Below are 21,945 nucleotides of genomic sequence, written 5' to 3'. Positions count from 1 at the left end.
GGGGCGGGTGAAACCCGAAGGATTCGGGGGCTGAAGCTAAGCTAGGTCTCGCCATGCCAAGGTCAAAGGCCTGGCTGCCCTTTCCTGCAGGCCAGCGCTTCACAAAGGTGAGAGGCGCCGGGCCACCTCTTCCAGCCAGTGGTCGCTTATGCCCAGCGCCTTCAGATGTTCCAGCGTGCTGAGCAGATAGTCCTCGTTCCTGCCGGACTGCCCGACGGCGCCGCGCACAATATCAGCCGCATGCGCTGCATCGAGCCCGCCGGCATACTGCTCATGCGCGCGGTCGACGATATAGGCGACCGCGGTAACCGTCTCGCCCCCAGTCGTGCCGTTCTTGTCGAGGCGGATATCAAGCGTGCGTTCGAGGTAGACACTGGTCACCAGTTCGCGCTCACGCAGATAGGCGAGCACCTCGTCGCGCAACTCGCCGGGCACGCGAAACGCCAGCCCGACGCAGGAGCCGCCACGGTCGAGGCCGAGCACAAGGCCCGGCCGCTCACGCGTGCCGCGATGCACGAAGGAATGGACGCAGAGCGACCGGCGGTAGCCGTAAAGACGGGCGCGCCGCGTTTCGACATGCGCGAATCCCGGTCGCCAGATCAGCGACCCATAGCCAAAAACCCAAAAATCGCCCATATCGCCAAGCCTGATTGCACGAGAGTGACGACTCCAAATCGGAATCGGTGTTTTTCCGCCTATCTGCTTGTTGCCTAAGCGACAGTCCACCCGCAACACGCGGCGTTAATGAAAGCTGCAGCATGACGTCAAGTGACGAGCGCCCGCCGAACTTTCGCCGCCGGCTGTTCTGGCTTGCGGCATTCATTGCCGTGCTGTTCGCCATCTACAGCGGCGGCTGGTTCTTTCTGGCCGACCGCGTCAGGAGTGGGGCCGACAAGGCGGTGGCCGCGCTCAACGGCAACGGCATCGAGGCCGGCTGCTCCAACCTGACCGTCAGCGGCTATCCGTTCAGCTTCGCCGTTTCCTGCGACACGCTTGCCTATGAGGACGACACCAGGAATGTCGCCGCCTCGACCGGCAGCTTCAATGCCGTCGCGCAGATCACCCGGCCTCTGTCGCCGGTCGCCGACCTGCGCGGGCCGCTCAGGACCTCCGTGCCGGGCATGACACCGCTCTGGATCGACTGGGATAAGTTGCAGGCAGACGTCAAACTCTCCTGGCCGCTGCCCCGGCGTATTGCGCTGAAGGCGGAGGGGCTGTCCGGCCAGACCGACCCGATCGACGACACCGATCCGGTCGAGCTCTTCAGCGCAGGCACGGCGGCTGGAGAGCTGCGTCCGAACGGCCAGGACCTCGATTATCTCGGGAATTTTGGCGATCTTGAAATCGACTCAGACGCAATCGGCGGCCGCGTGCTGCCGGCGCTCGACGGCAGCGGCGAGGCGACGCTGAGGAACGGCGTCGCGCTGATCGGGAAGCAGGTAAAGAGCCTGCGCGGCCAGGCCGTCGACATCGCCAAGCTGGACCTCTCGTCAGGCACCGCGCGGGTTACGGTCTCCGGACCGCTGTCGGTCGATGCCGAGGGTCTGATCGACGCCGATCTGACGATCAGGCTGAAAGATCCCAAGGCGGTGGCGGCAATCCTCGGCGCCGCCATCCCTGAGCGCAAGAGCGAGATCGAACAGGGTTTTGCCGGCTTGGCAATGCTTGGCAACGAACCGTCGATGCCGCTCCGGATCGTCAAGGGCAAGGCGTCGCTCGGCTTCATTCCGCTGGGCAAGATCAAGCCGGTCGATTAGAAACAACGAATGAGCAGACCGGTAAGGCTCCTGAGCGTTGGCGCGTTGACGCTGGACACGATCCTTCGCCTCGACACGCTGCCCATGCATCAGGGCAAGTTTATCGCCTCCGACGCTGCCCAGATGGCCTCGGGCATGGCTACCAGCGCCGCTTGCGCCGCGCGGCGTCTCGGCGCCGAGGTTTCGCTCTGGGCAAGCGCCGGTGACGATGCCGTCGCCGACCAACTCATTGCCGGCATCGAGGCCGAGGGTGTCGATTGCAGCCTTGTCCGGCGCGTCAGTGGCGCGCGCTCGGCACTGGCGGCGATCCTGGTCGACGCCCACGGCGAACGCATCATCGTTCCCTTTTACGACCCGAAGGCGCAGGCCGATCCCGAGAAATTGCCTGCCGATCTTTCCGGTTTCGACGCCGTGCTGGTCGATGTCCGCTGGCCGGGCGCTGCCGCACTGGCCCTGACCGCGGCACGCGCCGCCGGCCGTCCGGCGATCCTCGACGCCGATACCGCGCCGCTGGAGGTGCTGGAGCAATTGTTGCCTTTAGCCACGCACATCGTCGCCTCCGAGCCTGCGGCACGCATCGTTTGCGGCCAGGCATTGGATCCGGAGACTGCCTGCGCCGACCTCGCCAGCCGCACCGATGCCTTTGTCGCGGTGACAGGCGGGGCGGCGGGAAGCTGGTGGCATGACCATTCCGCCGGCTGTGTGCGCCATGTCGAGGCGCCGAGGATCAAGGCGGTGGACACACTTGCCGCCGGCGATGTGTTTCACGGCGCCTTTGCCGTCGGCCTCGCGGAGGCCATGCCTCCCGAGCAGGCCTTGCGCTTTGCCAGTGCTGCCGCCGCGCTCAAATGCCTGCGCTTCGGCGGCCGGCTGGGCGCGCCGGACCGGGCCGAGACGCTGGCGATGATGGCGGCCCACTGGCCGGCAAATTTGGAGGCGTGAGCCCTACCCCTTGGCCGGATGCTCGACGGCTTGCCGGCCGAAGTCCGGCACATCGATGTCCTGGCCGGCCTCGATGATCGAGCGGCGCACGGCACGCGTGCGGGTGAACAGGTCGAACAGCTTTTCGCCGTCGCCCCAGCGGATCGCCCGCTGCAGCGAGGCGAGATCCTCCGAGAATCGCGCCAGCATTTCGAGGATCGCATCCTTGTTATGCAGGCAGACGTCGCGCCACATGGTCGGGTCGGAAGCGGCGAGACGGGTGAAGTCGCGAAAACCGGAAGCCGAATATTTGATGACTTCGGACTTGGTCACCGACTGCAAATCGTCGGCGGTGCCGACGATGTTGTAAGCGATGATATGAGGCAGATGCGAGACGATGGCCAAAGTCATATCGTGATGCTGCGGGTCCATCGTGTCGATGTTGGAGCCGCAACGCCGCCAGAATTCCGACAGCCGCTCCAGCGCCTCCGGATCGGTGCCCGGCAGCGGCGTGAAGATGCACCAGCGATTGTCGAAGAGGTCGGCGAAGCCGGCATCCGGCCCCGATTTTTCCGTGCCGGCCAGCGGATGGCCGGGAATGAAGTGAACGCCCTCCGGCACATGCGGCTGCATCTGCGCGATGACTGAGGCTTTGGTCGAGCCGACATCGGTGAGGATGGCGCCCTTCTTCAGCGCCGGCGCGACTTCTTCCGCGACCGCGCCGGAGGAGCCGACCGGCACCGAAACGATGATCAGGTCGGCATCGCGCACCGCTTCCTTCGCATCGGTTGTGTAGGAATCCCCCAGCCCAAGTTCCCTGGCACGCCCCAGCGTCGTTTCGCTGCGCGTCGAGATGGCGACATGGCGAGCGAGGCCCCCGCGGCGGATGACGCGGGCCAGCGACGAGCCGATCAGGCCGATGCCGACCAGCGCGATCTTTTCGAACAGCGGTGATGTCATGGTGTTCTAGCTTTTCAGGAATGTCGTGAGGGCGTCGATGACTCCGCGATTGGCTTCTTCTGTGCCGATGCTCATGCGCAACGCGTTGGGAAAGCCGTAACCGGAAACGCGCCGCAAAATGAAGCCGCGCGCAGTAAGGTAGTCGTCGGCAGCCGCCGCCGAATGCTTCTTGTCGTCGGGAAAGTGGATCAGCAGGAAATTGCCGACGCTCGGCGTTACCCTGAGGCCCAGCTTTGTCAGTTCCTCAGTCAACCAGGTCAGCCAGGTCTCGTTGTGCACCACGCTGCGCTCGACATGGGCGCGGTCGCGGATGGCGGCGATCCCGGCCTCGATCGCCGTGGCGTTGACGTTGAAGGGGCCGCGAATGCGGTTGATCGCGTCGACGACGTGCATCGGACCATACATCCAGCCGATCCGCGCCCCGCCAAGGCCGAGCTTGGAGAAGGTGCGGGTCATGACCACGTTCTCGGTTCCGCCGACCAGCTCGATGCCGGCTTCATAGTCGTTGCGGCGGACATATTCGGCGTAAGCCGCATCGAGCACCAGAAGCACGTTTTTGGGCAGCCTCGCATGCAGGCGGCGCACCTCCTGGAACGGCACATAGGTGCCGGTCGGATTGTTGGGATTGGCGAGGAACACGATCTTGGTGCGCGGCGTCACGGCGGCCAGTATCGCATCGATGTCGGCGCGCTCGTCGGTCTCCTTGACAGCGACCGGCGTCGCACCGGCCGACTGGATGTAGATCTTGTAGACCATGAAGGCGTGTTCGGTAAAAATCGCTTCATCGCCAGGCGCCAGATAGGTCTGCGCCAGCAGGCCCAATATCTCGTCGGAGCCGTTGGAACAGATGATGTTTGCCGCATTCAGCCCGTGCACCTCGGCGATCGCCTCGCGCAGCCGCCTGGCGGTGCCGTCGGGATAGATATCGAGTTTTGCCGCGACCTCGCGCGCGGCCTCGATCGCCTTCGGCGAAGGGCCGAGCGGGTTCTCGTTCGACGACAATTTGTAAACCTTGGCGACACCGTCCGGCGCCGTGCTCTTGCCGGGCACATAGGCGTCGATGTCCATGATGCCCGCGCGGGGCGTTGGCCGTGCCTGATCCGGTCTCTTGTTCATGTCTAACAAATCCATCGAGAATTCTTCCGCCGGAAGCCGCAGCGGAAATACTAGCCGTGGCCCGGAATGTCGAGAGCCGGCAGTGGCGCGAGCGACCGGCCGTTGACGGCAAGGCGCGCGAGTTCTAGAAGAATGTGACAGTTCCGTGGTGATTTGGCCGGTCGGCTTGCAGCCACGTTAAACAACTCGCTAAAGGGCCGTTTGCATCCTGTAACCGGCTTTGCGAGGGCATTGCCGGTTTTTTGTTGTCCGCCGCCGGCCGGACGATGGGTAATGCAAGAGAGAGATAATGGCCGCTCCGCGCCCTGGAAGAACCAACAACGAGATCGACGCACCGTCGAGCCCGGTGTTGCGTTTCGGCGCCGACAAGCCGCTGAAGCTCGACGCCGGCACGCTTTTGTCGCCGTTCCAGATCGCCTACCAGACCTATGGCACGCTGAACGATGCCCGCTCCAACGCCATCCTCGTCTGCCATGCGCTGACCGGCGACCAGCACGTTGCCAGCACCAATCCGGTGACCGGCAAGCCGGGCTGGTGGGAGGCGCTGATCGGCCCCGGCAGGATCATCGACACCAACCGTTTCTTCGTCATCTGCTCCAACGTCATCGGCGGCTGTCTCGGGTCCACCGGCCCGGCCTCGACCAATCCGGCCACCGGCAAGCCCTACGGGCTCGACCTGCCGATCATCACCATCCGCGACATGGTGCGAGCACAGCTTATGCTGGTCGACCATTTCGGCATCGAAAAACTGTTCTGCGTGCTCGGCGGCTCGATGGGCGGCATGCAGGTGCTGGAATGGGCCTCGACCTATCCGGAGCGCGTCTTCTCTGCGTTGCCGATCGCCACCGGCGCCCGCCATTCCTCGCAGAACATCGCCTTCCATGAGGTCGGCCGGCAAGCCGTCATGGCCGACCCGGAATGGCATGGCGGCAAATATTTCGAGCATGGCAAGCGCCCGGAAAAGGGCCTGGCGGTGGCGCGCATGGCCGCCCACATCACCTATCTGTCGGAAGCGGCACTTCACCGCAAGTTCGGCCGCAATCTGCAGGACCGCGAGGCGCTGACGTTCGGCTTCGACGCCGACTTCCAGATCGAGAGCTACCTGCGTCATCAGGGCATGACCTTCGTCGACCGCTTCGACGCCAACTCCTATCTCTACATGACCCGTTCCATGGATTACTTCGACCTCGCCGCCGACCATGGCGGCCGGCTGGCCGATGCCTTTGCCGGCACCAAGACCCGCTTCTGCCTGGTGTCCTTCACCAGCGACTGGCTGTTCCCGACCGAGGAGAGCCGCTCGATCGTGCATGCGCTGAACGCCGCCGGCGCCTCCGTATCCTTCGTCGAGATCGACACCGACCGCGGCCACGATGCCTTCCTGCTCGAGGAACCGGAATTGTTCGCCGCCATCAACGGCTTCATCGGCTCGGCCGCCCGGGCCAGAGGGCTTAGCGCATGACCCCGAAAAGTTGCGGACTTTTCGGACCGGGATCACGCGCCAGGCAGGAGGCGAAGCCATGAGCGTCAACCGCGCCCAGCGCGTCGACCTTGAAGTCGTCGCCGGTCTCATCCCGCCGCGGTCGCGGGTGCTGGACGTCGGCTCCGGCGACGGCCTGCTGCTCGAACTGCTGCAGGCGACCAAGCACGTCGACGGCCGCGGCCTGGAATTGTCGCAGCGCGGCGTCAACGAATGCGTGGCGCGCGGTCTCAGCGTCATCCAGGGCGACGCCGACACGGACCTCGAATTCTATCCCGACAAGGGTTTTGATTTCGTCGTCCTGTCGCAGACCCTGCAGGCCACCCGCAACCCTAAGCTGGTGCTCGACGAACTGCTAAGGATCGGCAACCGCGCCATCGTCTCCTTCCCCAATTTCGGCCACTGGCGGGTGCGGCTGTCGCTGTTTGTCAAGGGACGGATGCCGGTGACCAAGGACCTGCCCTATTCCTGGTACGACACACCCAACATCCATTTCTGCACCATCCGCGACTTCGTCAATCTGGTCGAGGAGCTCGGCGCCACGGTGGAAAGGGCGACCGCTCTCGACGCCAACGGCCAGAAGATCGGCCTCTCGATGCCGTGGTGGTTCTGGAACTTCTTCGGCCAGCAGGCGGTGTTCCTGCTGAAGCGATGATCATGGCCGGCTGCCGGCCATGCCGCTATTCCAGAACGTCGGTAGCCCTGTGCGGATGTTCGACGCCGTCGACGAAGATGACGTCGGATTGCGAGTTTTCGGTGCGCAGCGCCAGGATCGCCTGATAGGCGGGCGAACTGTACCACCCGCGTATATGGTCGCGGTCGGGGAATTCGATGACGATCAGATGTCCCGGCCAGTTATTTTCGACGACCTCCACCTCGCCACCATGCACCAGGAAGCGGCCGCCGAAGGGTTCCAGCGTGGCGTCGATCTTGTGCAGATATTCGACAATCTCAGGTCCCAATGTGGCCTGGCTCATATGGGCAACGGCGTAAGCGGTCATGGCTGAACTCCTTTTGTGCAACTGGAGCAGTCTTGCCGACATGCGGTAGGCAGGTCGATTACGTGACGGGTAATAGCGGCAGCTACTTCGCCTGGCGGCAGTTGGATCGGCTCCGACATTCCTTCCGGATGGGCTTGCCAGCCAACAGACGGTGTTGCAGTTCAGGCGCGGCTTGTGAAATTCGACGGGGCGCACGGCTTGCCCGCCGACAGTCGGGATGACACAGGCGCTTCTTTTTTGTACATTCGAACCGAATGCAATCCCGGGGTGGGCATGGAAGGCGGTCATCAAATCTATCCGCACATCGTAGAACCCGGGGCATAGCCGCATGGGCAAAACCATCGACCCGGCTCCCCTTATCACGGTGATCACACCGACCCACAATCGTCGCGACCAGGTGGTGCGCGCGGTGGAAAGCGTGCTGGCGCAAAGCCTTACCCAGTTCGAGCACATCGTTGTCGATGACGGCTCGACCGACGCCACGGCCGCGGCGCTTGCCGCCATCCGCGATCCCCGGCTGGTCTATGTCGGCGCGAAATGGCGCGGCGCCAACGCTGCCCGCAACGCCGGCATCGAGCGTGCGCGAGCGCCGATCGTGGCCTTCCTTGATTCGGACGATGTCTACCTGCCGGACCGGCTGGAGCGGACGCTGGCACGCTTCGACGAGAATCCATCGCTGGAAATCCTCATCAGCTCGTTCGTCTCGGTGAAAGGCGGCCGCAGCACCAAATGCGTCAATCGCGAAGCCTTCTTGACCCGCAGTTCGCTGGAGAAGGCGCTGGTCGGGCAGACGATCTTCATTGCCGGCTCGGCGATAACCGCCCGCCGCGAATCCCTGCTGGCGATCGGCGGCTACGACAGCGACATCGCGCGCATGCAGGATCGCGAATTGCTGCTGCGGTTTGCCCGTCGCACTGGGGCGCTGCTGTCCGAGGACATCGACTGGAAGAAGTACAATTCGGAGAATTCGATCTCGGGTCGCCGCGACGGCTATGTCGAAGCCTACGCAAACCTGATCGACAAACACCCTTACATCGCCGATCGCTATCCCGACGTCCCGCCTTACATGATCGCGCGCCAGATCATCGCCGATGCTATGAAGGGCAGGGTTTCCCAGGCATTCGCCGGCTATCTCGCCAACCGGTCGTCGAAAGCGCTCGGCTATTCGCTGCCGCAACTGTTGCGCGGCTATGTCGGCGGTCGGCGCTGGCGCCGCGATCTCTACGATGAGTTCCGCAAGAAATACGGCACGCGGCCGGCCTGAACCATCCCGAGAACGGAGGCTCGGGAAACTCTCGGTTCATCGATCGAGTTCCGGAAAATACGGGTCTGAAAAAAACCGCCGGTCACGCTCGCCCTGCAGGCAGTCGACGGGCGCCGCCGCGTCGATCCGGACTGTCGTCGCGTTGGCGATACCGCTCACTTCGAGGATGAGCTTGCGGCGAATGGCGGTCGAAAATTCGGAAGCTGCATAGATCGGCAGCACGAAGGACCCTGGGCCGCCGGTGACGCATTGCTCATAGTAGCTGTCGAGATGGCTGAAGGTCGGCGAAGGGCTGATCAGGATCGGCAGGCCGTTGATGACGATGCCCTTTGCCAGCGCCGCATCGCGCGTCGCTGTGACTGGCGGGCCGATATTGTTGGGGCCGTCGCCTGAAATGTCGATGACGCGCCGCGCGCCGGCGAAGGCGGCTTTCTCGAAAAGGCCGGTGCCGAAGGCAAGCGCGCCGGAAATCGAGGTGCCACGAAAGCTGCGGAACGGGCGGGCCGCGATCCGGTCGGCGAAGGCGTTGGCGCTGTCGCTGCCGTCGATGATCTGCCAGGCGAGAATGGCGTCGTCGCGAACGGTGCCCGCCCACTCGAAATAGGCCAGCGCAATGCGCCCGTTTGTGCCCGAACGCACAGCCTTGATGAAGTCCGGATGCCTGAGCGCCTCGACATAGCCGGCACGCTGCAGGGCAAACTCCTTCTCGTTCATCGACAGCGAGATGTCGACGGCCAGCACCAGTTCGACATCCACGGCAATCGTGTCGGCCGGCACAGGCAGGGGTGCTGCCTGGGTACAGGCGAAACAGGCAAGCAGGCTGAGCATGTCGAGCATGGCTGCGTGCGTCCGAGTGATACTGACAATTTTCGCCGCGATCACGGCAAAATAAAGCTGGTCTACTTCTTCCTGCGTACAGCAGCCGGCGGCGGCTCGATAGCGCCGGCCCTGACGCGGGCGGGCTTGAGTGCCGATCCGCCGGTATCCTTCACGATCGTCAGCGAGCGCGGGAAGAACTGGTTGTTGTGCTGGCCGCGGCCGATGTTGAGGATGGCGGCGTCGGGCAGGCGCCGCGCCAGCATCGACAGCACCTGCCTCAGCGTCGCGCCGTCGAACGTATCCAGCGCCTCGTCGATGATCACCCATTTCGGTCGCCTGAGCGCAAGCCTGGCAATAGCCAGCAGGCGCTGCTCGTCATCGGCCAGTTCATGCTCCCAGCGCGCCGAACGGTCGAGGGAAGATGCAAGCCGGCCGAGACCGACCTCGGCCAACACCGCCGCGATCTCGGCATCCTCGACCGGTGCCGTGCCGTCGGTATGGTTGAGTACTTCGCGCAGCGTGCCGAGCGGAAAATAAGGGGTGCGTGGAACGAAGATCGGCACCTCGCCGGCCGGCATGCCGATCCGCCCGCTGCCCCACGGCCACAGGCCGGCAATGGCGCGGAAGAACAGCGTCTTGCCAGCGCGCGGGTCGCCGGTGATCATCACGCGTTCGCCCGCCCGTATCTCAACATCCGGCTCGGCGAGCTTGGTGCATCCATCCGGCGAGGCGACCTCAAGCTTCTCAAAGGTCAGCCTGCCGTCCGGATTCTCGGCGAATGCGATCCGCTTTTCCTTGTCGTGCCAGACATCGGTTTCGCCAAGCGCGATGCGGAAATCGGCGACGCGCATCAGCGTCGCCCGCCAGTCGGCGATGCCGCCTATGTTGTTGATGAACCAGCGCAGCGAGGAGTGCACCTGGTTGAAGGCGCCGACCGCCATCATCAGCCCGCCGAAGCTGATATCGCCGGCGAAATAGACCGGCGACGCGACCAGGATCGGCGCGACGACGGTGATCCAGCCATAGGCGTCGGTGACCCAGGACAGGTTGATCTGCGCGCTGTAGATGCGCTTCATGGCGCCGAGCACCGTGCCAAGATCGAGCTCAAGCTGCCGTTTGGCGTCAGCCTCGCCATGCGCCAGCGCGATGGCGTCGACATTTTCGTTGACGCGCACCATCGAGAACCTGAGCTCCGCCTCGCGCGTATAGCGATCGCTGTTGAAGCGGATCAGCGGCCGTCCGACCAGCCAGCTCAGCCACGAGGCGATGCCGGCGTAGAGGATCGCGGCCCACACCATGTAACCTGGTATCGCCAGCGAACGGCCGCCTATGTGGAAGACGAAGCCCGAGGACAGCGCCCACAAGACGCCGATGAAGGACGCAAGCAGGATGAAGGACTGCAGCAGGCCAACGCCGAGATCGGTCGACAGATCGGACAAATGCGCGGCATCCTGCTGCATGCGCTGGTCGGGATTGACGCCTATGGCTCCGGCATGAGCGAGCCGGAAGGCGCGCGCCGGCCGCATCCATTCATCGATCAGGTCAAGTGTCAGCGCCTCGCGAAGCTTCAGCCGGATCGTCTGGTTGAGCCAGGTCTGGCCGACATTGAGCACCAGCAGCCCGCTGGCAATTTCGGCAAAGACGAGAAGCTGATGCAGGAAACCCTGCATGTCGCGCCGCGCCAGCGCATCGTAGAAAGGCTGGTTCCAACGGTTGAGCAGAACCTGGCCGATCGCGGTCGCGACGATGACGGCGACGATGCCGATGCAGGCCCAGGCGAGCGGCTTGCGCACCGGCGAGGTCTTCAGCGCCTGCCGGATCGTCTTCAACTGGTCGCCGAGACTGCTGGCTTCGACCGACACGGCGGCCTGTCCCGCACCGGCTATGACATCCGCTTGATCCGCCATGCGTGATATTCCCTGCATTCGGAAGAGTGGTGGAGCCGGTCAGAACCATGACCGGCCATGTTCAGGCGGCGGCCCCGCACCCGACAGATAGGGACTGACAAAGCCCAGGTCCGATCACGAACGCGTCACCCGGGCCGGGGGAGCCGCCTCCCCGCCGCGCGACCGGCCGAGCCTGGTCGCGCCTTGCGGCGAGAGCACCGGCACGAAAACGCGGCGTGATGCACGCTGGGCGACCGGCACGCCTTGATAAAGCCGCTTCTGCGCCTCGACCACGATGACACCGGAAAAAATCGGCCAGAACCGCCGGCCGGCCCGTTCCAGCACATTGTGGAACCGCATCATGAAGCGCCGCGGCGATGGCGGGAAGAACAGCGCGTCGGACCATGCCGCCGGGGTGAAATGCGCCTCGCGCAGCAATTCGGTGAGTTGCCCGCGCGAGAACGGCCGGCCATTGCCGAACGGCGTATGCTCGAAACGCGCCCAGACGCCGCGACGGTTGGGCACGACGATGACGACGCGCCCGGCCGGCGACAGCACCCGCCAGATCTCGTTCAGCGTCTCGCGCGGGTTCTCGACATGCTCGAGCGAATGGACGAGCAGCATGCGGTCGATGCAGGAATCGACCAGCGGCAATTCCTCGTCGAAGACCAGCGCCGTCGCCGTCGGACCCGTCGCCGGCCAGACCACGGCGCCCTGCGTGGCCGGCATGAAGGCAAAGACGCGCTCGGCATCGGCGCCGAACCGCTCCAGCCACGGCAGGGTGTAGCCGAGGCCGACCAGCCGCTCATTCGGCACCGCGGCCCATATCGAGGACAGCGCCATGGTGATCGAGTGTTCGGCAAGCCGGCCGAGCGTGGTCGAATAGAAGGAACGGAGATCGACGATATCGGAATGCATGGCCGGGACGGTAGCCGCGATATCTGCCGAGTTCAACAAAGCTCAATTCCAGATGACATCGGCGGGCAAGCGCCCTATGTCTCCGACGACAAATGGAGAGTTGCAATGCCGGTCGAAATCGAACAGTTCATGTGCCGCAGCGATAATTTCGGTGTGCTCGTGCATGACCCCAGAAGCGGCCAGACCGCGATCATCGACGCGCCCGAAGAGGCGCCGATCCTGGCCGCGATCCAGCGCACCGGCTGGATGCCGACGATGATCCTGACCACCCACCATCATGTCGACCATGTCGAGGCCAATCTGGCGCTGAAGGAGCGCTTCAAGCTGCGCATCATCGGACCGGAAGCGGAACAGGCGAAGATCCCCGGCATTGACGAAACGGTCGAAGAAGGCTCGGTCGTCCACCTCGGCGAAGAGAGGGTCGACGTGATCGCCACGCCCGGCCACACGGCCGGCCATGTCTCCTACCATTTGCCGGCCTCGAAAGTAGCGTTCACCGCCGACACGCTGTTTGCGCTGGGCTGCGGCCGGCTGTTCGAATGCAAGCCGCCGGTGATGTACGAGTCGCTGAAGAAGCTGGCGGCGCTTCCCGCCGAGACGGTCATCTATTGCGGCCATGAATATACGCTTTCCAATGCCCGCTTCGCGCTGACCGTCGACCCGACCAATTCGGCCCTGAAGGAGCGCACCGCCAGGATCGAGACGCTGCGCGCCGACGGCAAGCCGACCCTGCCGACGACAATCGGCGAGGAACTGTCGACCAATCCGTTCCTGCGCTGGCACGACCCTGCAATCCGCAAGCATCTCGGCATGGAGAAGGCCAGCGACGCCGACGTGTTCGCCGAAATCCGCAAGCGCAAGGACAATTTCTGAGCTCGGTGCTAACCTGCAATCGATGACAAGTGCCGCCGAAATCATCGCCACGCTCGGCCTGAAGCCGCATCCGGAAGGCGGCTGGTATGCCGAAACCTTTCGCGATGGCGCGGAAGGCACGCGCGGCCACTCGACCGCGATCTATTTCCTTCTGGAAGTGGATCAGCTGTCGGCCTGGCACCGGGTCAAGGATGCGGCCGAGGTCTGGCATTTCTATGCCGGCGCGCCGCTGGCGCTGTCCATGTATGGGGAAGGCAGCACAATCATCGAACAGGTGCTCGGCACCGCGCTTGCGGCGGGCGAGCGGCCGCAGATCGTGGTGCCCGCCGGCTGGTGGCAGTCGGCGCGCAGCCTTGGCGAATGGACGCTGGTCGGCTGCACCGTGGCGCCGGGCTTCGACTTCGCCGCCTTCGAGCTCGCCGAGCCTGGCTGGCAGCCGAAAAGTCTTAGCTGAGCAGGAATCCCAAGGTGATGACCAGCTGGGCGGCATAGTAAAGCCCCCAGACCGCGTAGCGCATCCAGACGCGGTGCGGCGAGATGGCGGCAAGCAGGAACTGTTCCGTGGCGAGCAGCCCGTCCGACGCCATGAACAGAATGGCGCCGCCGATCATCAGGCTGTTGCTGGTGGTGAGCGCAGATATCCCCATGGCGAGGATCGCGGCGACATAGACGCCGATCGGAAGACGCAAGGTGGGGCCGACACGGCGCCAAAGGGCGGCCAGCATTGCGATCGCGAATGCCGCCATCGCCAGCGCGATCGCCCCGCGCCATGACTCGGCGCCGAGCAGCCCTGTCCCGCCGCCACTGCGCAGGAACAGCGCGACGTAGAAGATGTGCGCCGCGAGAAAACTGGCCAGCCCGCCGAGAAAGGCCTTCTCGCCGTCACGTGACAGGAAGGCGTCGCCGACGGCGCTCAGCGCCAGCGCCGCGACGAGCAGAAACGGCCCGCCTTGCATGAAGGCCAACACCGCCAGCATCGCCACCGCCAGCGTCTTTGCCGCCGAGCGCGCGAGCCTCGGCGGCATGCTGAGTGTGAAAGCATAGATCACTGCCGCCACCAGCGAAAACACCAGTGTCGCATTGGCGTTGGCGTCGATGCCGCCGGGGAACGGCATCGTCATGCGCTGGCCTCGCCTGTCGCCGGCTTGCGCGTGAACAGCGATTTCGCCGCCAGTGCAGCGCCCCCGGTGATGAGCACGCAGGCGGCGAGGATTCGCAGCGACGGCTCGGCGACGCCGGCGGCGATCAGCACCAGCGTCGACAAAAGCGGCGCGGCATAGCTTGCTGCCCCCAGCACCTGGATGTTGCCGCGCTTGACGCCGATGTCCCAGGCGTAGAAGGCCGCCCCCACCGGCATCAGGCCGAGGCCAAGCACGGCCAGCCACTGGCCGGCGCCATCGGGCAACACCGTCTTTTCCAGCAAGAGGTGGCAGACCAGCGAAAGCGCCGACGTCGCGGCGCAGAACCAGGTGACGATGCTGGTCGGCACCGACGGGAACCGCCGCGACAGCAGCGAATAGGCCGACCACAGAAGGGCGCAGACGCCGGCCATCGCATAGCCGAAGGCATAGCGCGCGTCGAAGGCGAGCCCGCCGCCCTTGGTGACGATCAGGATCGTACCGGCCAGACCGAGAAGCGCGCCGACGACATGGTTCCAGGCCAGCCGCTCGCCCGGCATTAGCGCGGAGCCCAGCACGATCAGCAGCGGCCACAGATAGGCGATCAGGCTCGCCTCCACCGCCGGCGCGTTGCGCAGCGCGGTGAAGTAGAAGAAGTGGTAGCCGAACAGGCCGGCAATACCGATCACCCACACTTGCGGCGGAATTTTTTGGCTCTTGTCGGCGGCTGGCATCACCAACCGCGCGGCGAGCCCGACGCAGGTGCCGATGGCGAAGGTGATTGCCGACAGCAGGAATGGCGGCACGGCACCCGATGCGTCGGTGAGCAGCGCCAGCAGCGCCCACATGGCAACCGCCGAGAACCCGATCAGTGTTGCGCGCCCCATGCCCGTCTCCGGCGGCGCGCGACGGCGCCTAGTTAACTGCTTCGAACCGCCCGGCGCTGATGGTCAGCGTGCCGATCTGCGTGCCGACCGTGGCGCGGATCGGCGCATATACCCCGCTTTGGCCAACTGGCGCAAACGTCACCATCATCCTGCTGCGGTTCTTCAGGTAATTCAAAGCCTTGCGGCCTTTGCGATAGCCCGCCACCGGCTCGAAGCCCATGCGGCAGGTCACCGTGTCGCCCTTGTAGCCTTGCACCGAGATCGAACCTTTCGATGCGTAAGTCAGCGTCAGGTCGGCGCGCATCTCGCCATCGTAGAATTTCACCGTGCGCCCGCAGACATTGTCGAGACTGTCGGCATGGATGACGGTGGCCGCCATCGGATCGAGCACCGACGACAGATCGCCGGTTCCCAGCGGAACCCAGCTTTTGGGATCGCGCTTGCCTGGCGCAGGGATGACCTTGGTGGCGGTGACGGCGCCATTTGCAAAGCGGATGTCGACAACCGATGCCTTCTTGCCCGACGTGTAATCGGCACGGAAAGCCTGCGGCTGCATCTTCTTGCCGGAAATGGTGCCTTTTGACGAGATCGTGCCCTTCGTGTCGTCGAACAGCTTGGCAAGGCCCGCGGCGGAGACCGTGCCATTGATCAAATAGGTATCGCCTTGATAGCTGCTGGAGAACGTCGCCCTGGCCACCGAAAGACCGAGGAACGACACCGTATATTCGCCCTTGAAGGACTGCGGTGCGGCTGCGGCTGCTGCATCCGGCAGGGCAATGGCAAGCAAGGAGCAGAGGGCATATGACGAACGAAGCATGACGGCGGATCGATCCTCGATTTCAGCCTGAAGGCGGACAACTTCAGGCTGGCATGTCCCTTTGCGACCGCTTATAGGCCAGAATCCGGCCTTTATATGAAACAGGCGCTGGGCATGCCGGAGCTTGACGCGCCAGCGAAATGCAACTATGGAACGCCAACTTTTTCCATAAGGCCGCCTGACCGAGACCGCGCGCCACCCGGCGCGGGTTGAATGGTTTGGCCAGACCGAGAACTGAAGGTTAGAACCATGTCCCGCACCTGCGAACTCACTGCCAAGGCCGTCATGACCGGCAACAATGTGAGCCACGCCAACAACAAGACCAAGCGCCGCTTCCTGCCGAACCTGGTCAATGTGACGTTGATTTCCGAAGTGCTGAACCAGAACGTGCGCCTGCGCGTTTCGGCCAACGCGCTGCGTTCGGTCGAGCATCGCGGCGGCCTCGATGCGTTCCTGGCCAAGGCCGACGCCAAGGAGCTGTCGCAGCGCGCGCGCCTGCTGAAGAAGCAAATCGCCAAGAAGCTCGCCGAGCAGCCCGCCGCCTGAGACGTGTTCGGACGGATTGCCGTCCGGGCATCTCACCGAAAGGCGCGAAACGGTTTTCGGCTAGATATTTGAGCAATGCAGCGCCGTCCGGATTGGGTAGCGCTTTGCTGGTTTCATTACCCAGGATAAAAAAATGAATTCCTTCTCGCGATACCTGCCTTTCGTGGCCGCCATGGCGCTTGTCGTCGTGGCGTCGAACATCCTTGTGCAGTTCCCGATGCAGGGCCAGATCGGCGGCCTGTCGCTGGCCGACATCCTGACCTGGGGCGCTTTCACCTACCCCTTCTCCTTCCTGGTCACCGACCTCGCCAACCGCCGCTATGGCCCGGTCGTGGCGCGCCGGATCGTCTTTGTCGGCTTCATGACGGCGGTGATCTGCTCAATCCTGGTCCCGCCTTTCCTGTTCCGCCACGGCCTGATCGAGTTCGAGACCGCCGCCGACCGGCTGGTCCGCATTGCGGCTGCCTCGGGCGCTGCCTTCCTGACCGCGCAGCTGCTCGACGTCACCGTGTTCAACCGGCTGCGCCGGCAGAGTTGGTGGCGCGCGCCGATCGTCGGCACGCTGGTCGGCTCGGTGTTCGACACTGTCGTGTTCTTCACCGTCGCTTTTTCGGCTGCCTTCGCCTTTGCCGGCCCGAACGACAGTTTCGCGCTCGAAACGGCGCCGCTGATGGGCGTGCTGCCGGTCGAGACCATGCGCTGGGTGTCCTGGGCGCTCGGCGACCTTTCGGTGAAGCTGATCATCGCCGTGGCGGCACTGATCCCCTACCGGCTGCTCGCCGCCCGCTGGAGCCAGCCGGCGTTGGCGACCTAGACCATGATCCCGAAAAGTGGAGTCCGGTTTTCGGGCAAGATCATGGTCAAACAAAAAGTCAGCCAGTGATACCCTGGGTCCAGCTAGACTCGGCAAAAACGCCTGATGGTGAACAAGAACTTCGCCTGAAGCGGCGCGGCACTGAATTCTCGATCATGCTTGGCACCAACGAGCTGATGAACAGCCGCCTCAGCGGCTCCGAGGAAGCGCTGGCCAGGCTCTCCTGTGAAAGGATTGCTGGCCGCAAGCAGCCAAAAATCCTGATCGGCGGCCTCGGCATGGGTTTTACCCTGCGCGCCGCCCTCGCAGGACTCTCGAATGATGCCAGCGTCGTTGTCGCGGAGCTGGTCCCGGCAGTCGTTGCCTGGGCGCGCGGCCCGATGGCTGAGATCTTCGGCGGTTCGCTCGACGATCCCCGCGTGACCATCCGCGAGGGCGACGTCGGGCACATCATCCGCTCGGGTATCTCGGCCTGGGACGCCATCCAGCTTGATGTCGACAATGGCCCGGAAGGCATCGTCTACAAGGGCAACGACGCCCTCTACGGTGCGGCCGGCCTCGGTGCCGCTCGTGCCGCGCTCAAGCCCGGCGGCGTGCTGGCGGTGTGGTCGCAAGGATCGGACAGTGGCTTTACGCGGCGGCTGAAACGGGCGGGCTTCGCGGTCGAGGAGGTCAACACGCGCGCCAACGGTAAGCGCGGCACGCGCCACGTCATCTGGATCGCGACCGCTCCGGCAGCGCGATAGGGCCACCCTGCACCTTGCGCAGAATGGCCCGTATTTTCCAGATGCCGGTCAGATACCAGCCGCCAACAACAACCCTATTTTGCCTTCTCGAGTTCGGCAGCCAGGGCTTCCAGCAGTCCACGGGTGCCCTCTTCGCGTCCTTGCGCTGAATCGACTCCGTCGAAAAAGACGCCCTGTTCAGTATAGGTCAGGCGGGTGCCATCACCTGAAGGCGCCAGTTCGACGGTGGTGAGCGACGCTGACAGAGGCTGGGATCCGATCGCCATTCGGTACGAAAACACAATGCGCTGGTCGGGGACGATATCCTGGAATTGCGCGTCGAGCCGGATCTCCGGGCCGCCCTGATAGCTGAACCGCGACACCTCACCGCCGCCGACACGGAAATCGAAGCTGAATTCGGTGATCGTAAAGCCATCGCCCCCCACCCGCCAGCGCCGCACCGTTGCCTTGTCGGCAAAGGCGAAGAAGACACATTCTGGCGATTGCGGGTAGGTCCGCTCGATGGTGAAGGTGGAGTGGATGACGGAATGCTCGTCTTTCACAGAGGCTATCTGGTTCATTTCGTTTCGTCCTTTTGTTCATTCTGAGTTTTCGAGTTCGGTTGATCTGTCTCCGCCAAAACCTGGCCGAGACGGTCGAGGTGGCGTTCTGCCGGTATGCGGCGCTCGGCGATCCAGTCGGCAAGCGGGGCAAGCCCACCGGGCTCAATCCTGCAGGTGCGAACCCGCCCGATCTTTTCGCTGCGGATCAGCCCGCACGCCTCCAGCGTCTGGAGATGCTGGAGCACGGCGGCGAATGTCATGCCGAACGGCTCCGCCAACTGGCTGACCGTGGCCGGCCCGCGAGTCAGCCTTTCCAGGATCTGCCGGCGGTTGGGCTCGACAAGAGCACGAAGGATGCCATCGATCTTTGGATAGTTAAGCATGGACTTGAGTATTGCGCTATCAATGTCAATTGTCAAGTTTGGACTAAAGTATTTTGCGGAGCGCAAGCCATCCCGCTCTGCCTTGGCCAGCGGAAGGTTTCGAAGGGCGAACTCAAAGGACGACGGCGGGGGCGAGGGCGGGCTGAATGGTGACCGTTCGGCAGCCAGCAGCGTTCCTCAATCCTCGTGCAGGATAAATTCCAGATAGAGGTTGCGCTGCAGGATCGAATGGTTGTCGTCTGACATCAGCGACACCATCAGCGCGCCGTCGTCGCGGGTCCAGACATCCAGCCCTTCCATATTGTCGATCTGGTAGCCCATGTCGGCGTCCAGCAGCACCGGCCCGTCGGCGACGGCGCCCTTCTCGACACTCTCGCCATAGATGCGCCGTAGCCGCATCTTCACTCCGCCGGCCATCGAGAAGCTGCGCTCGAGCAGCAAAAGATCGCCGTCCGGCAGGAAGGCACCGTCGGTGATGTCGAAATCGCCATTGCGCTTGACGGTGAAGACGCCCTTGTGCGGCCCTTCGATGATTGCCGCATAGATGTTGCCGGCCTTGTCGAGGCTCTTTTCCGACACAACGACCAGCCCGCCCTCATGCTGGCCATAAGGATTGGCGTGGGTGACCGTCTCGAAGCCGCGGTTCTGGCGCAACTCCTGGGCCGGAACCAGAAAATCCAATTGCTTGAACGGCGCCTTCATGCCGTCCGGATCGATCTTGAACTGGGCGACACGCTGGTTGCGTTCGAAACCGACCGTGGCGATGCCGTCCTTGACCGCCAGGCCTTCGGCATCGACCTGCCACTTCTTGTCGATCGGCTGGCCCGCCTCATCGACCATCTGCTGCATGCGGAAATTCTGGATGCCCGACGGACGCTTGTCGGCATTGTGGGTCACGCTGCCGAAGAACCAGAAGCCGGTGTCGGCGACGCCGATGAAGTCGCTGCCCGCCTTCAGGAAACGAAAGGCCGACAGCGCGCCGAAATCGCGCGACGGCGAGGTCATCTCCAGCCCGCCGACGAATTCGAGCGGCCCGAACTGCCTGTCGTCATGGCCGATGCGGAACTGGCCTATCGGCCGCGCCGTGATTTCGACCGGCTCGACCGAGTCTGGGCCGGCGGCAACCGCTGGCGACAGCATGCCAGCCAGCATGCAAGCAGCAAAAATCGTGTGCCTAAGGCCCCCGCCCGAAAAGCTCATCCGGCGCGCCGCAGGCCGCCGCGGCGCGTCTCGCGTGCGCTTTCCTCGCCAAACAGAGAGGCAAGCTGCTCGGTCATGGCGCCGGCCAGCTCCTCGGCATCGACGATGGTGACGGCGCGCCTGTAGTAGCGGGTGACGTCGTGGCCGATGCCGATGGCCAAAAGTTCCACCGGCGAGCGCGTTTCGATCAGTTCGATGATGGCACGCAGATGCCGCTCGAGATAATTGCCCGGATTGACCGAAAGCGTCGAATCGTCGACCGGCGCGCCGTCCGAGATCATCATCAGGATTTTTCTTTGCTCCGGCCGGGCGATCAGACGGTTGTGCGCCCAAAGCAGCGCCTCGCCGTCGATATTTTCCTTGAGCAGCCCCTCGCGCATCATCAGGCCGAGATTGCGGCGCGCCCGCCGCCACGGATGGTCGGCGGATTTGTAGATGATGTGGCGCAGATCGTTGAGGCGACCGGGATTCGGCGGCTTGCCGTCCTTCAGCCACTTCTCGCGCGCTTGCCCGCCCTTCCAGGCGCGGGTGGTGAAGCCGAGGATCTCGACCGAGACGCCGCAGCGCTCCAGCGTGCGCGCAAGGATGTCGGCGCAGGTGGCGGCGACCGTGATCGGCCGGCCGCGCATCGAGCCCGAATTGTCGAGCACCAGCGTCACCACCGTGTCGCGGAATTTTGTGTCGCGCTCCTGCTTGAAGGACAGCGGCTGCATTGGGTCGATGACGACGCGCACCAGCCGCGCCGGATCGAGATAGCCCTCTTCGAGGTCGAAATCCCAGGAGCGGTTCTGCTGCGCCATCAGCCGGCGCTGCAGCCGGTTGGCCAGCCGGCCGACGACGCCGGAGAGGTTGGCGAGCTGCTTGTCGAGGAAGGCGCGCAGCCGGTCGAGTTCTTCCTCTTCGCAAAGCTCCTCGGCACCAACGGTCTCGTCGAAGGCAGTCGTGAAAACCTTGTAGTCGATCTCTTTCGGCAGATTGGTAAAGGGATTGTCGTTGCGTCGCGCCTCGCCGGGTGTCTCCGCGTCGGAATCGTCCTCGTCGGAGAGATCGTCGGCGGTGGCGTCGGACGCTTCCGTCTCGGCCGACTGCTCGTCGTCGGCCGACGCGTCGGCTTCGTCGGACTGCGACTGTTCGGAGCCGGAATCGTCCTCGCCGCCCTCCTCGCTCTGCTCCTCGCCTTGCGGCTGGTTGTCGTCACTGTCCTCGGAGTCTTCGGTCTCCTGGTCGTCGCCGAGTTCCTCGGCCATTTCCATGGAAACCAGCATGTCGCGCACGACGCGAGCGAAAGCCTGCTGGTCGTCGAGCTTGGCGGACAGGCCGTCGAGGTCTGCGCTTGCCTTCTCCTCGACCCAGGGGCGCCAGAGGTCGACCAGCCGCTCGCCGCTCTTCGGGACAGTGCGGCCGGTCAGCTTCTCGCGCACCATCAGCGCCAGCGCCTCCTCGATCGGCGCATCGGCCTTGTCCTTGACGTCGACGAGGTTCGCCCTGGCGTATTTGTCCTCGAGCATCAAGCCGATATTGTCGGCAACGCCCTGCATGGCGCGGCTGCCGATCGCCTCGACACGAGCCTGTTCGACCGCGTCATAGATCGAGCGCGCCAGCTTGCCTTCCGGCGCCAGCTTGCTGTGGATGCGCGCGTCGTGGCAGGCGCGCTTCAGCGCCATGGAATCGCCGAGACCGCGGGTGATGGCGATATCGGTCCTGGAGGCCTTCTTCGGCAGTTCGGGCAGGCGGGCGCGGCTGCCGGCAAGTGCAGGCCTGTCCTTGGCGAAGCCGACTTCGAGATCCTTGTCGCCGGCGATAGCGCGCATGCAGACGGTCACCGCGCGCTTGAAGCTGTCGGCTTCAGACCCCGTCTTCGACTTGTTGCGCGTGTTGTCGCCCGGACCCGCCATGGAGA

Annotated in this window: 24 protein-coding genes and 1 riboswitch; of the genes, 10 read left to right on the top strand and 14 right to left on the bottom strand. The window is 64.2% G+C overall.

All coding sequences use genetic code 11. The features are described 5' to 3' along the window. Positions 1-99: 99 nt before the first annotated feature. Entirely contained in the window at positions 100-636 is a 537-nt protein-coding gene (locus tag AC1RUK_RS32440) for a gamma-glutamylcyclotransferase (RefSeq protein ID WP_481837371.1), read from the bottom strand. A gap of 122 nt (positions 637-758) precedes the next feature. On the opposite strand from AC1RUK_RS32440, the gene AC1RUK_RS32435 reads away from it, so the two are divergent. Together AC1RUK_RS32435 and AC1RUK_RS32430 are read left to right on the top strand one after the other, a co-directional pair. After that, a complete protein-coding gene (locus AC1RUK_RS32435) occupies positions 759-1,757 on the top strand; it encodes a DUF2125 domain-containing protein (RefSeq protein WP_481837372.1) in 999 nt (332 codons plus the stop codon). A gap of 9 nt (positions 1,758-1,766) precedes the next feature. Then, complete coding sequence (locus AC1RUK_RS32430; RefSeq protein ID WP_481837373.1) at positions 1,767-2,699, top strand: sugar kinase; 933 nt, start codon at positions 1,767-1,769, stop codon at positions 2,697-2,699. Between the two features lie 3 nt (positions 2,700-2,702). Here the strand turns inward: AC1RUK_RS32430 and AC1RUK_RS32425 are convergent, their stop codons facing one another. Further along, positions 2,703-3,638, bottom strand: a complete 936-nt coding sequence (locus AC1RUK_RS32425) for a prephenate/arogenate dehydrogenase family protein (RefSeq protein WP_481837374.1) — start codon at positions 3,636-3,638, stop codon at positions 2,703-2,705. Between the two features lie 6 nt (positions 3,639-3,644). Continuing rightward, on the bottom strand, positions 3,645-4,754 hold the full coding sequence (gene hisC / locus AC1RUK_RS32420) for a histidinol-phosphate transaminase (RefSeq protein WP_481837375.1): 1,110 nt from the start codon (positions 4,752-4,754) through the stop codon (positions 3,645-3,647). Between the two features lie 135 nt (positions 4,755-4,889). Further along, positions 4,890-4,967, top strand: a riboswitch (SAM riboswitch). 76 nt (positions 4,968-5,043) lie between these two features. Between hisC and metX the strand changes: the two genes are divergently transcribed. Both metX and metW read left to right on the top strand, forming a co-directional pair. After that, positions 5,044-6,213, top strand: a complete 1,170-nt coding sequence (gene metX, locus AC1RUK_RS32415) for a homoserine O-acetyltransferase MetX (protein WP_481837376.1) — start codon at positions 5,044-5,046, stop codon at positions 6,211-6,213. A 58-nt stretch (positions 6,214-6,271) separates the two neighbouring features. After that, the gene (gene metW / locus AC1RUK_RS32410) at positions 6,272-6,886 is read left to right on the top strand and encodes a methionine biosynthesis protein MetW (RefSeq protein WP_436173851.1); all 615 of its coding nucleotides are present in this window, start codon (positions 6,272-6,274) and stop codon (positions 6,884-6,886) included. 25 nt (positions 6,887-6,911) lie between these two features. Here the strand turns inward: metW and AC1RUK_RS32405 are convergent, their stop codons facing one another. After that, complete coding sequence (locus AC1RUK_RS32405) at positions 6,912-7,232, bottom strand: DUF1330 domain-containing protein (RefSeq protein ID WP_481837377.1); 321 nt, start codon at positions 7,230-7,232, stop codon at positions 6,912-6,914. Positions 7,233-7,560: 328 nt separating this feature from the next. Here AC1RUK_RS32405 and AC1RUK_RS32400 point away from each other — a divergent pair, with 328 nt between their 5' ends. Next, positions 7,561-8,496 (top strand): glycosyltransferase family 2 protein, encoded by a 936-nt coding sequence (locus AC1RUK_RS32400; protein WP_481837378.1) that lies wholly within the window; start codon positions 7,561-7,563, stop codon positions 8,494-8,496. A gap of 36 nt (positions 8,497-8,532) precedes the next feature. Here the strand turns inward: AC1RUK_RS32400 and AC1RUK_RS32395 are convergent, their stop codons facing one another. From AC1RUK_RS32395 to AC1RUK_RS32385, 3 genes are all read right to left on the bottom strand, one after another. Beyond that, positions 8,533-9,333, bottom strand: coding sequence for a DUF1194 domain-containing protein (locus AC1RUK_RS32395; RefSeq protein ID WP_481837379.1), 801 nt, complete (start codon positions 9,331-9,333; stop codon positions 8,533-8,535). Positions 9,334-9,395: 62 nt separating this feature from the next. Next, the gene (locus tag AC1RUK_RS32390; RefSeq protein ID WP_481837380.1) at positions 9,396-11,222 is read right to left on the bottom strand and encodes an ABC transporter ATP-binding protein/permease; all 1,827 of its coding nucleotides are present in this window, start codon (positions 11,220-11,222) and stop codon (positions 9,396-9,398) included. 114 nt (positions 11,223-11,336) lie between these two features. Continuing rightward, positions 11,337-12,119 (bottom strand): class I SAM-dependent methyltransferase, encoded by a 783-nt coding sequence (locus AC1RUK_RS32385; RefSeq protein ID WP_481839332.1) that lies wholly within the window; start codon positions 12,117-12,119, stop codon positions 11,337-11,339. 105 nt (positions 12,120-12,224) lie between these two features. Here AC1RUK_RS32385 and gloB point away from each other — a divergent pair, with 105 nt between their 5' ends. Then, positions 12,225-12,992 (top strand): hydroxyacylglutathione hydrolase, encoded by a 768-nt coding sequence (gloB, locus tag AC1RUK_RS32380; protein ID WP_481837381.1) that lies wholly within the window; start codon positions 12,225-12,227, stop codon positions 12,990-12,992. 22 nt (positions 12,993-13,014) lie between these two features. After that, entirely contained in the window at positions 13,015-13,446 is a 432-nt protein-coding gene (locus tag AC1RUK_RS32375) for a cupin domain-containing protein (RefSeq protein ID WP_481837382.1), read from the top strand. On the opposite strand, the gene AC1RUK_RS32370 is transcribed toward AC1RUK_RS32375, so the two are convergent. The 3 genes from AC1RUK_RS32370 to AC1RUK_RS32360 are packed head-to-tail and all read right to left on the bottom strand — an operon-like array spanning position 13,439 to position 15,814. Next, positions 13,439-14,113, bottom strand: a complete 675-nt coding sequence (locus tag AC1RUK_RS32370; protein WP_481837383.1) for a lysoplasmalogenase family protein — start codon at positions 14,111-14,113, stop codon at positions 13,439-13,441. The two genes, AC1RUK_RS32375 and AC1RUK_RS32370, sit on opposite strands and share 8 nt — an antisense overlap. Beyond that, the gene (yddG, locus tag AC1RUK_RS32365) at positions 14,110-14,997 is read right to left on the bottom strand and encodes an aromatic amino acid exporter YddG (protein ID WP_481837384.1); all 888 of its coding nucleotides are present in this window, start codon (positions 14,995-14,997) and stop codon (positions 14,110-14,112) included. The genes AC1RUK_RS32370 and yddG overlap by 4 nt, the downstream gene beginning before the upstream one ends. Before the next feature lie 28 nt (positions 14,998-15,025). Next, positions 15,026-15,814 (bottom strand): DUF3108 domain-containing protein, encoded by a 789-nt coding sequence (locus AC1RUK_RS32360; protein ID WP_481837385.1) that lies wholly within the window; start codon positions 15,812-15,814, stop codon positions 15,026-15,028. Positions 15,815-16,063: 249 nt separating this feature from the next. Here AC1RUK_RS32360 and rpmB point away from each other — a divergent pair, with 249 nt between their 5' ends. The 3 genes from rpmB (at position 16,064) to AC1RUK_RS32345 (ending at position 17,920) form a co-directional block, all read left to right on the top strand. Next, a complete protein-coding gene (rpmB, locus tag AC1RUK_RS32355; protein WP_192182457.1) occupies positions 16,064-16,360 on the top strand; it encodes a 50S ribosomal protein L28 in 297 nt (98 codons plus the stop codon). A gap of 133 nt (positions 16,361-16,493) precedes the next feature. Further along, positions 16,494-17,174, top strand: a complete 681-nt coding sequence (locus AC1RUK_RS32350) for a queuosine precursor transporter (RefSeq protein ID WP_481837386.1) — start codon at positions 16,494-16,496, stop codon at positions 17,172-17,174. A gap of 65 nt (positions 17,175-17,239) precedes the next feature. Beyond that, complete coding sequence (locus tag AC1RUK_RS32345) at positions 17,240-17,920, top strand: hypothetical protein (RefSeq protein WP_481837387.1); 681 nt, start codon at positions 17,240-17,242, stop codon at positions 17,918-17,920. 74 nt (positions 17,921-17,994) lie between these two features. Here AC1RUK_RS32345 and AC1RUK_RS32340 read toward each other — a convergent pair whose 3' ends face one another. The 4 genes from AC1RUK_RS32340 to cobT form a co-directional block, all read right to left on the bottom strand. Continuing rightward, positions 17,995-18,480, bottom strand: coding sequence for an SRPBCC family protein (locus AC1RUK_RS32340; protein ID WP_481837388.1), 486 nt, complete (start codon positions 18,478-18,480; stop codon positions 17,995-17,997). Beyond that, entirely contained in the window at positions 18,477-18,845 is a 369-nt protein-coding gene (locus AC1RUK_RS32335) for an ArsR/SmtB family transcription factor (protein WP_481839333.1), read from the bottom strand. Before AC1RUK_RS32335 ends, AC1RUK_RS32340 begins: the two co-directional genes overlap by 4 nt. Before the next feature lie 177 nt (positions 18,846-19,022). After that, positions 19,023-20,045 carry an esterase-like activity of phytase family protein gene (locus AC1RUK_RS32330; RefSeq protein WP_481837389.1) on the bottom strand — a complete coding sequence of 341 codons (1,023 nt, stop codon included), beginning with the start codon at positions 20,043-20,045 and terminating at the stop codon, positions 19,023-19,025. Continuing rightward, positions 20,042-21,940 (bottom strand): cobaltochelatase subunit CobT, encoded by a 1,899-nt coding sequence (gene cobT, locus AC1RUK_RS32325; RefSeq protein ID WP_481837390.1) that lies wholly within the window; start codon positions 21,938-21,940, stop codon positions 20,042-20,044. Before cobT ends, AC1RUK_RS32330 begins: the two co-directional genes overlap by 4 nt. Between the last annotated feature and the right edge of the window lie 5 nt (positions 21,941-21,945).

Source organism: Mesorhizobium monacense (assembly GCF_056781675.1).
This window is presented reverse-complemented; position numbering and strand designations above follow the sequence as displayed.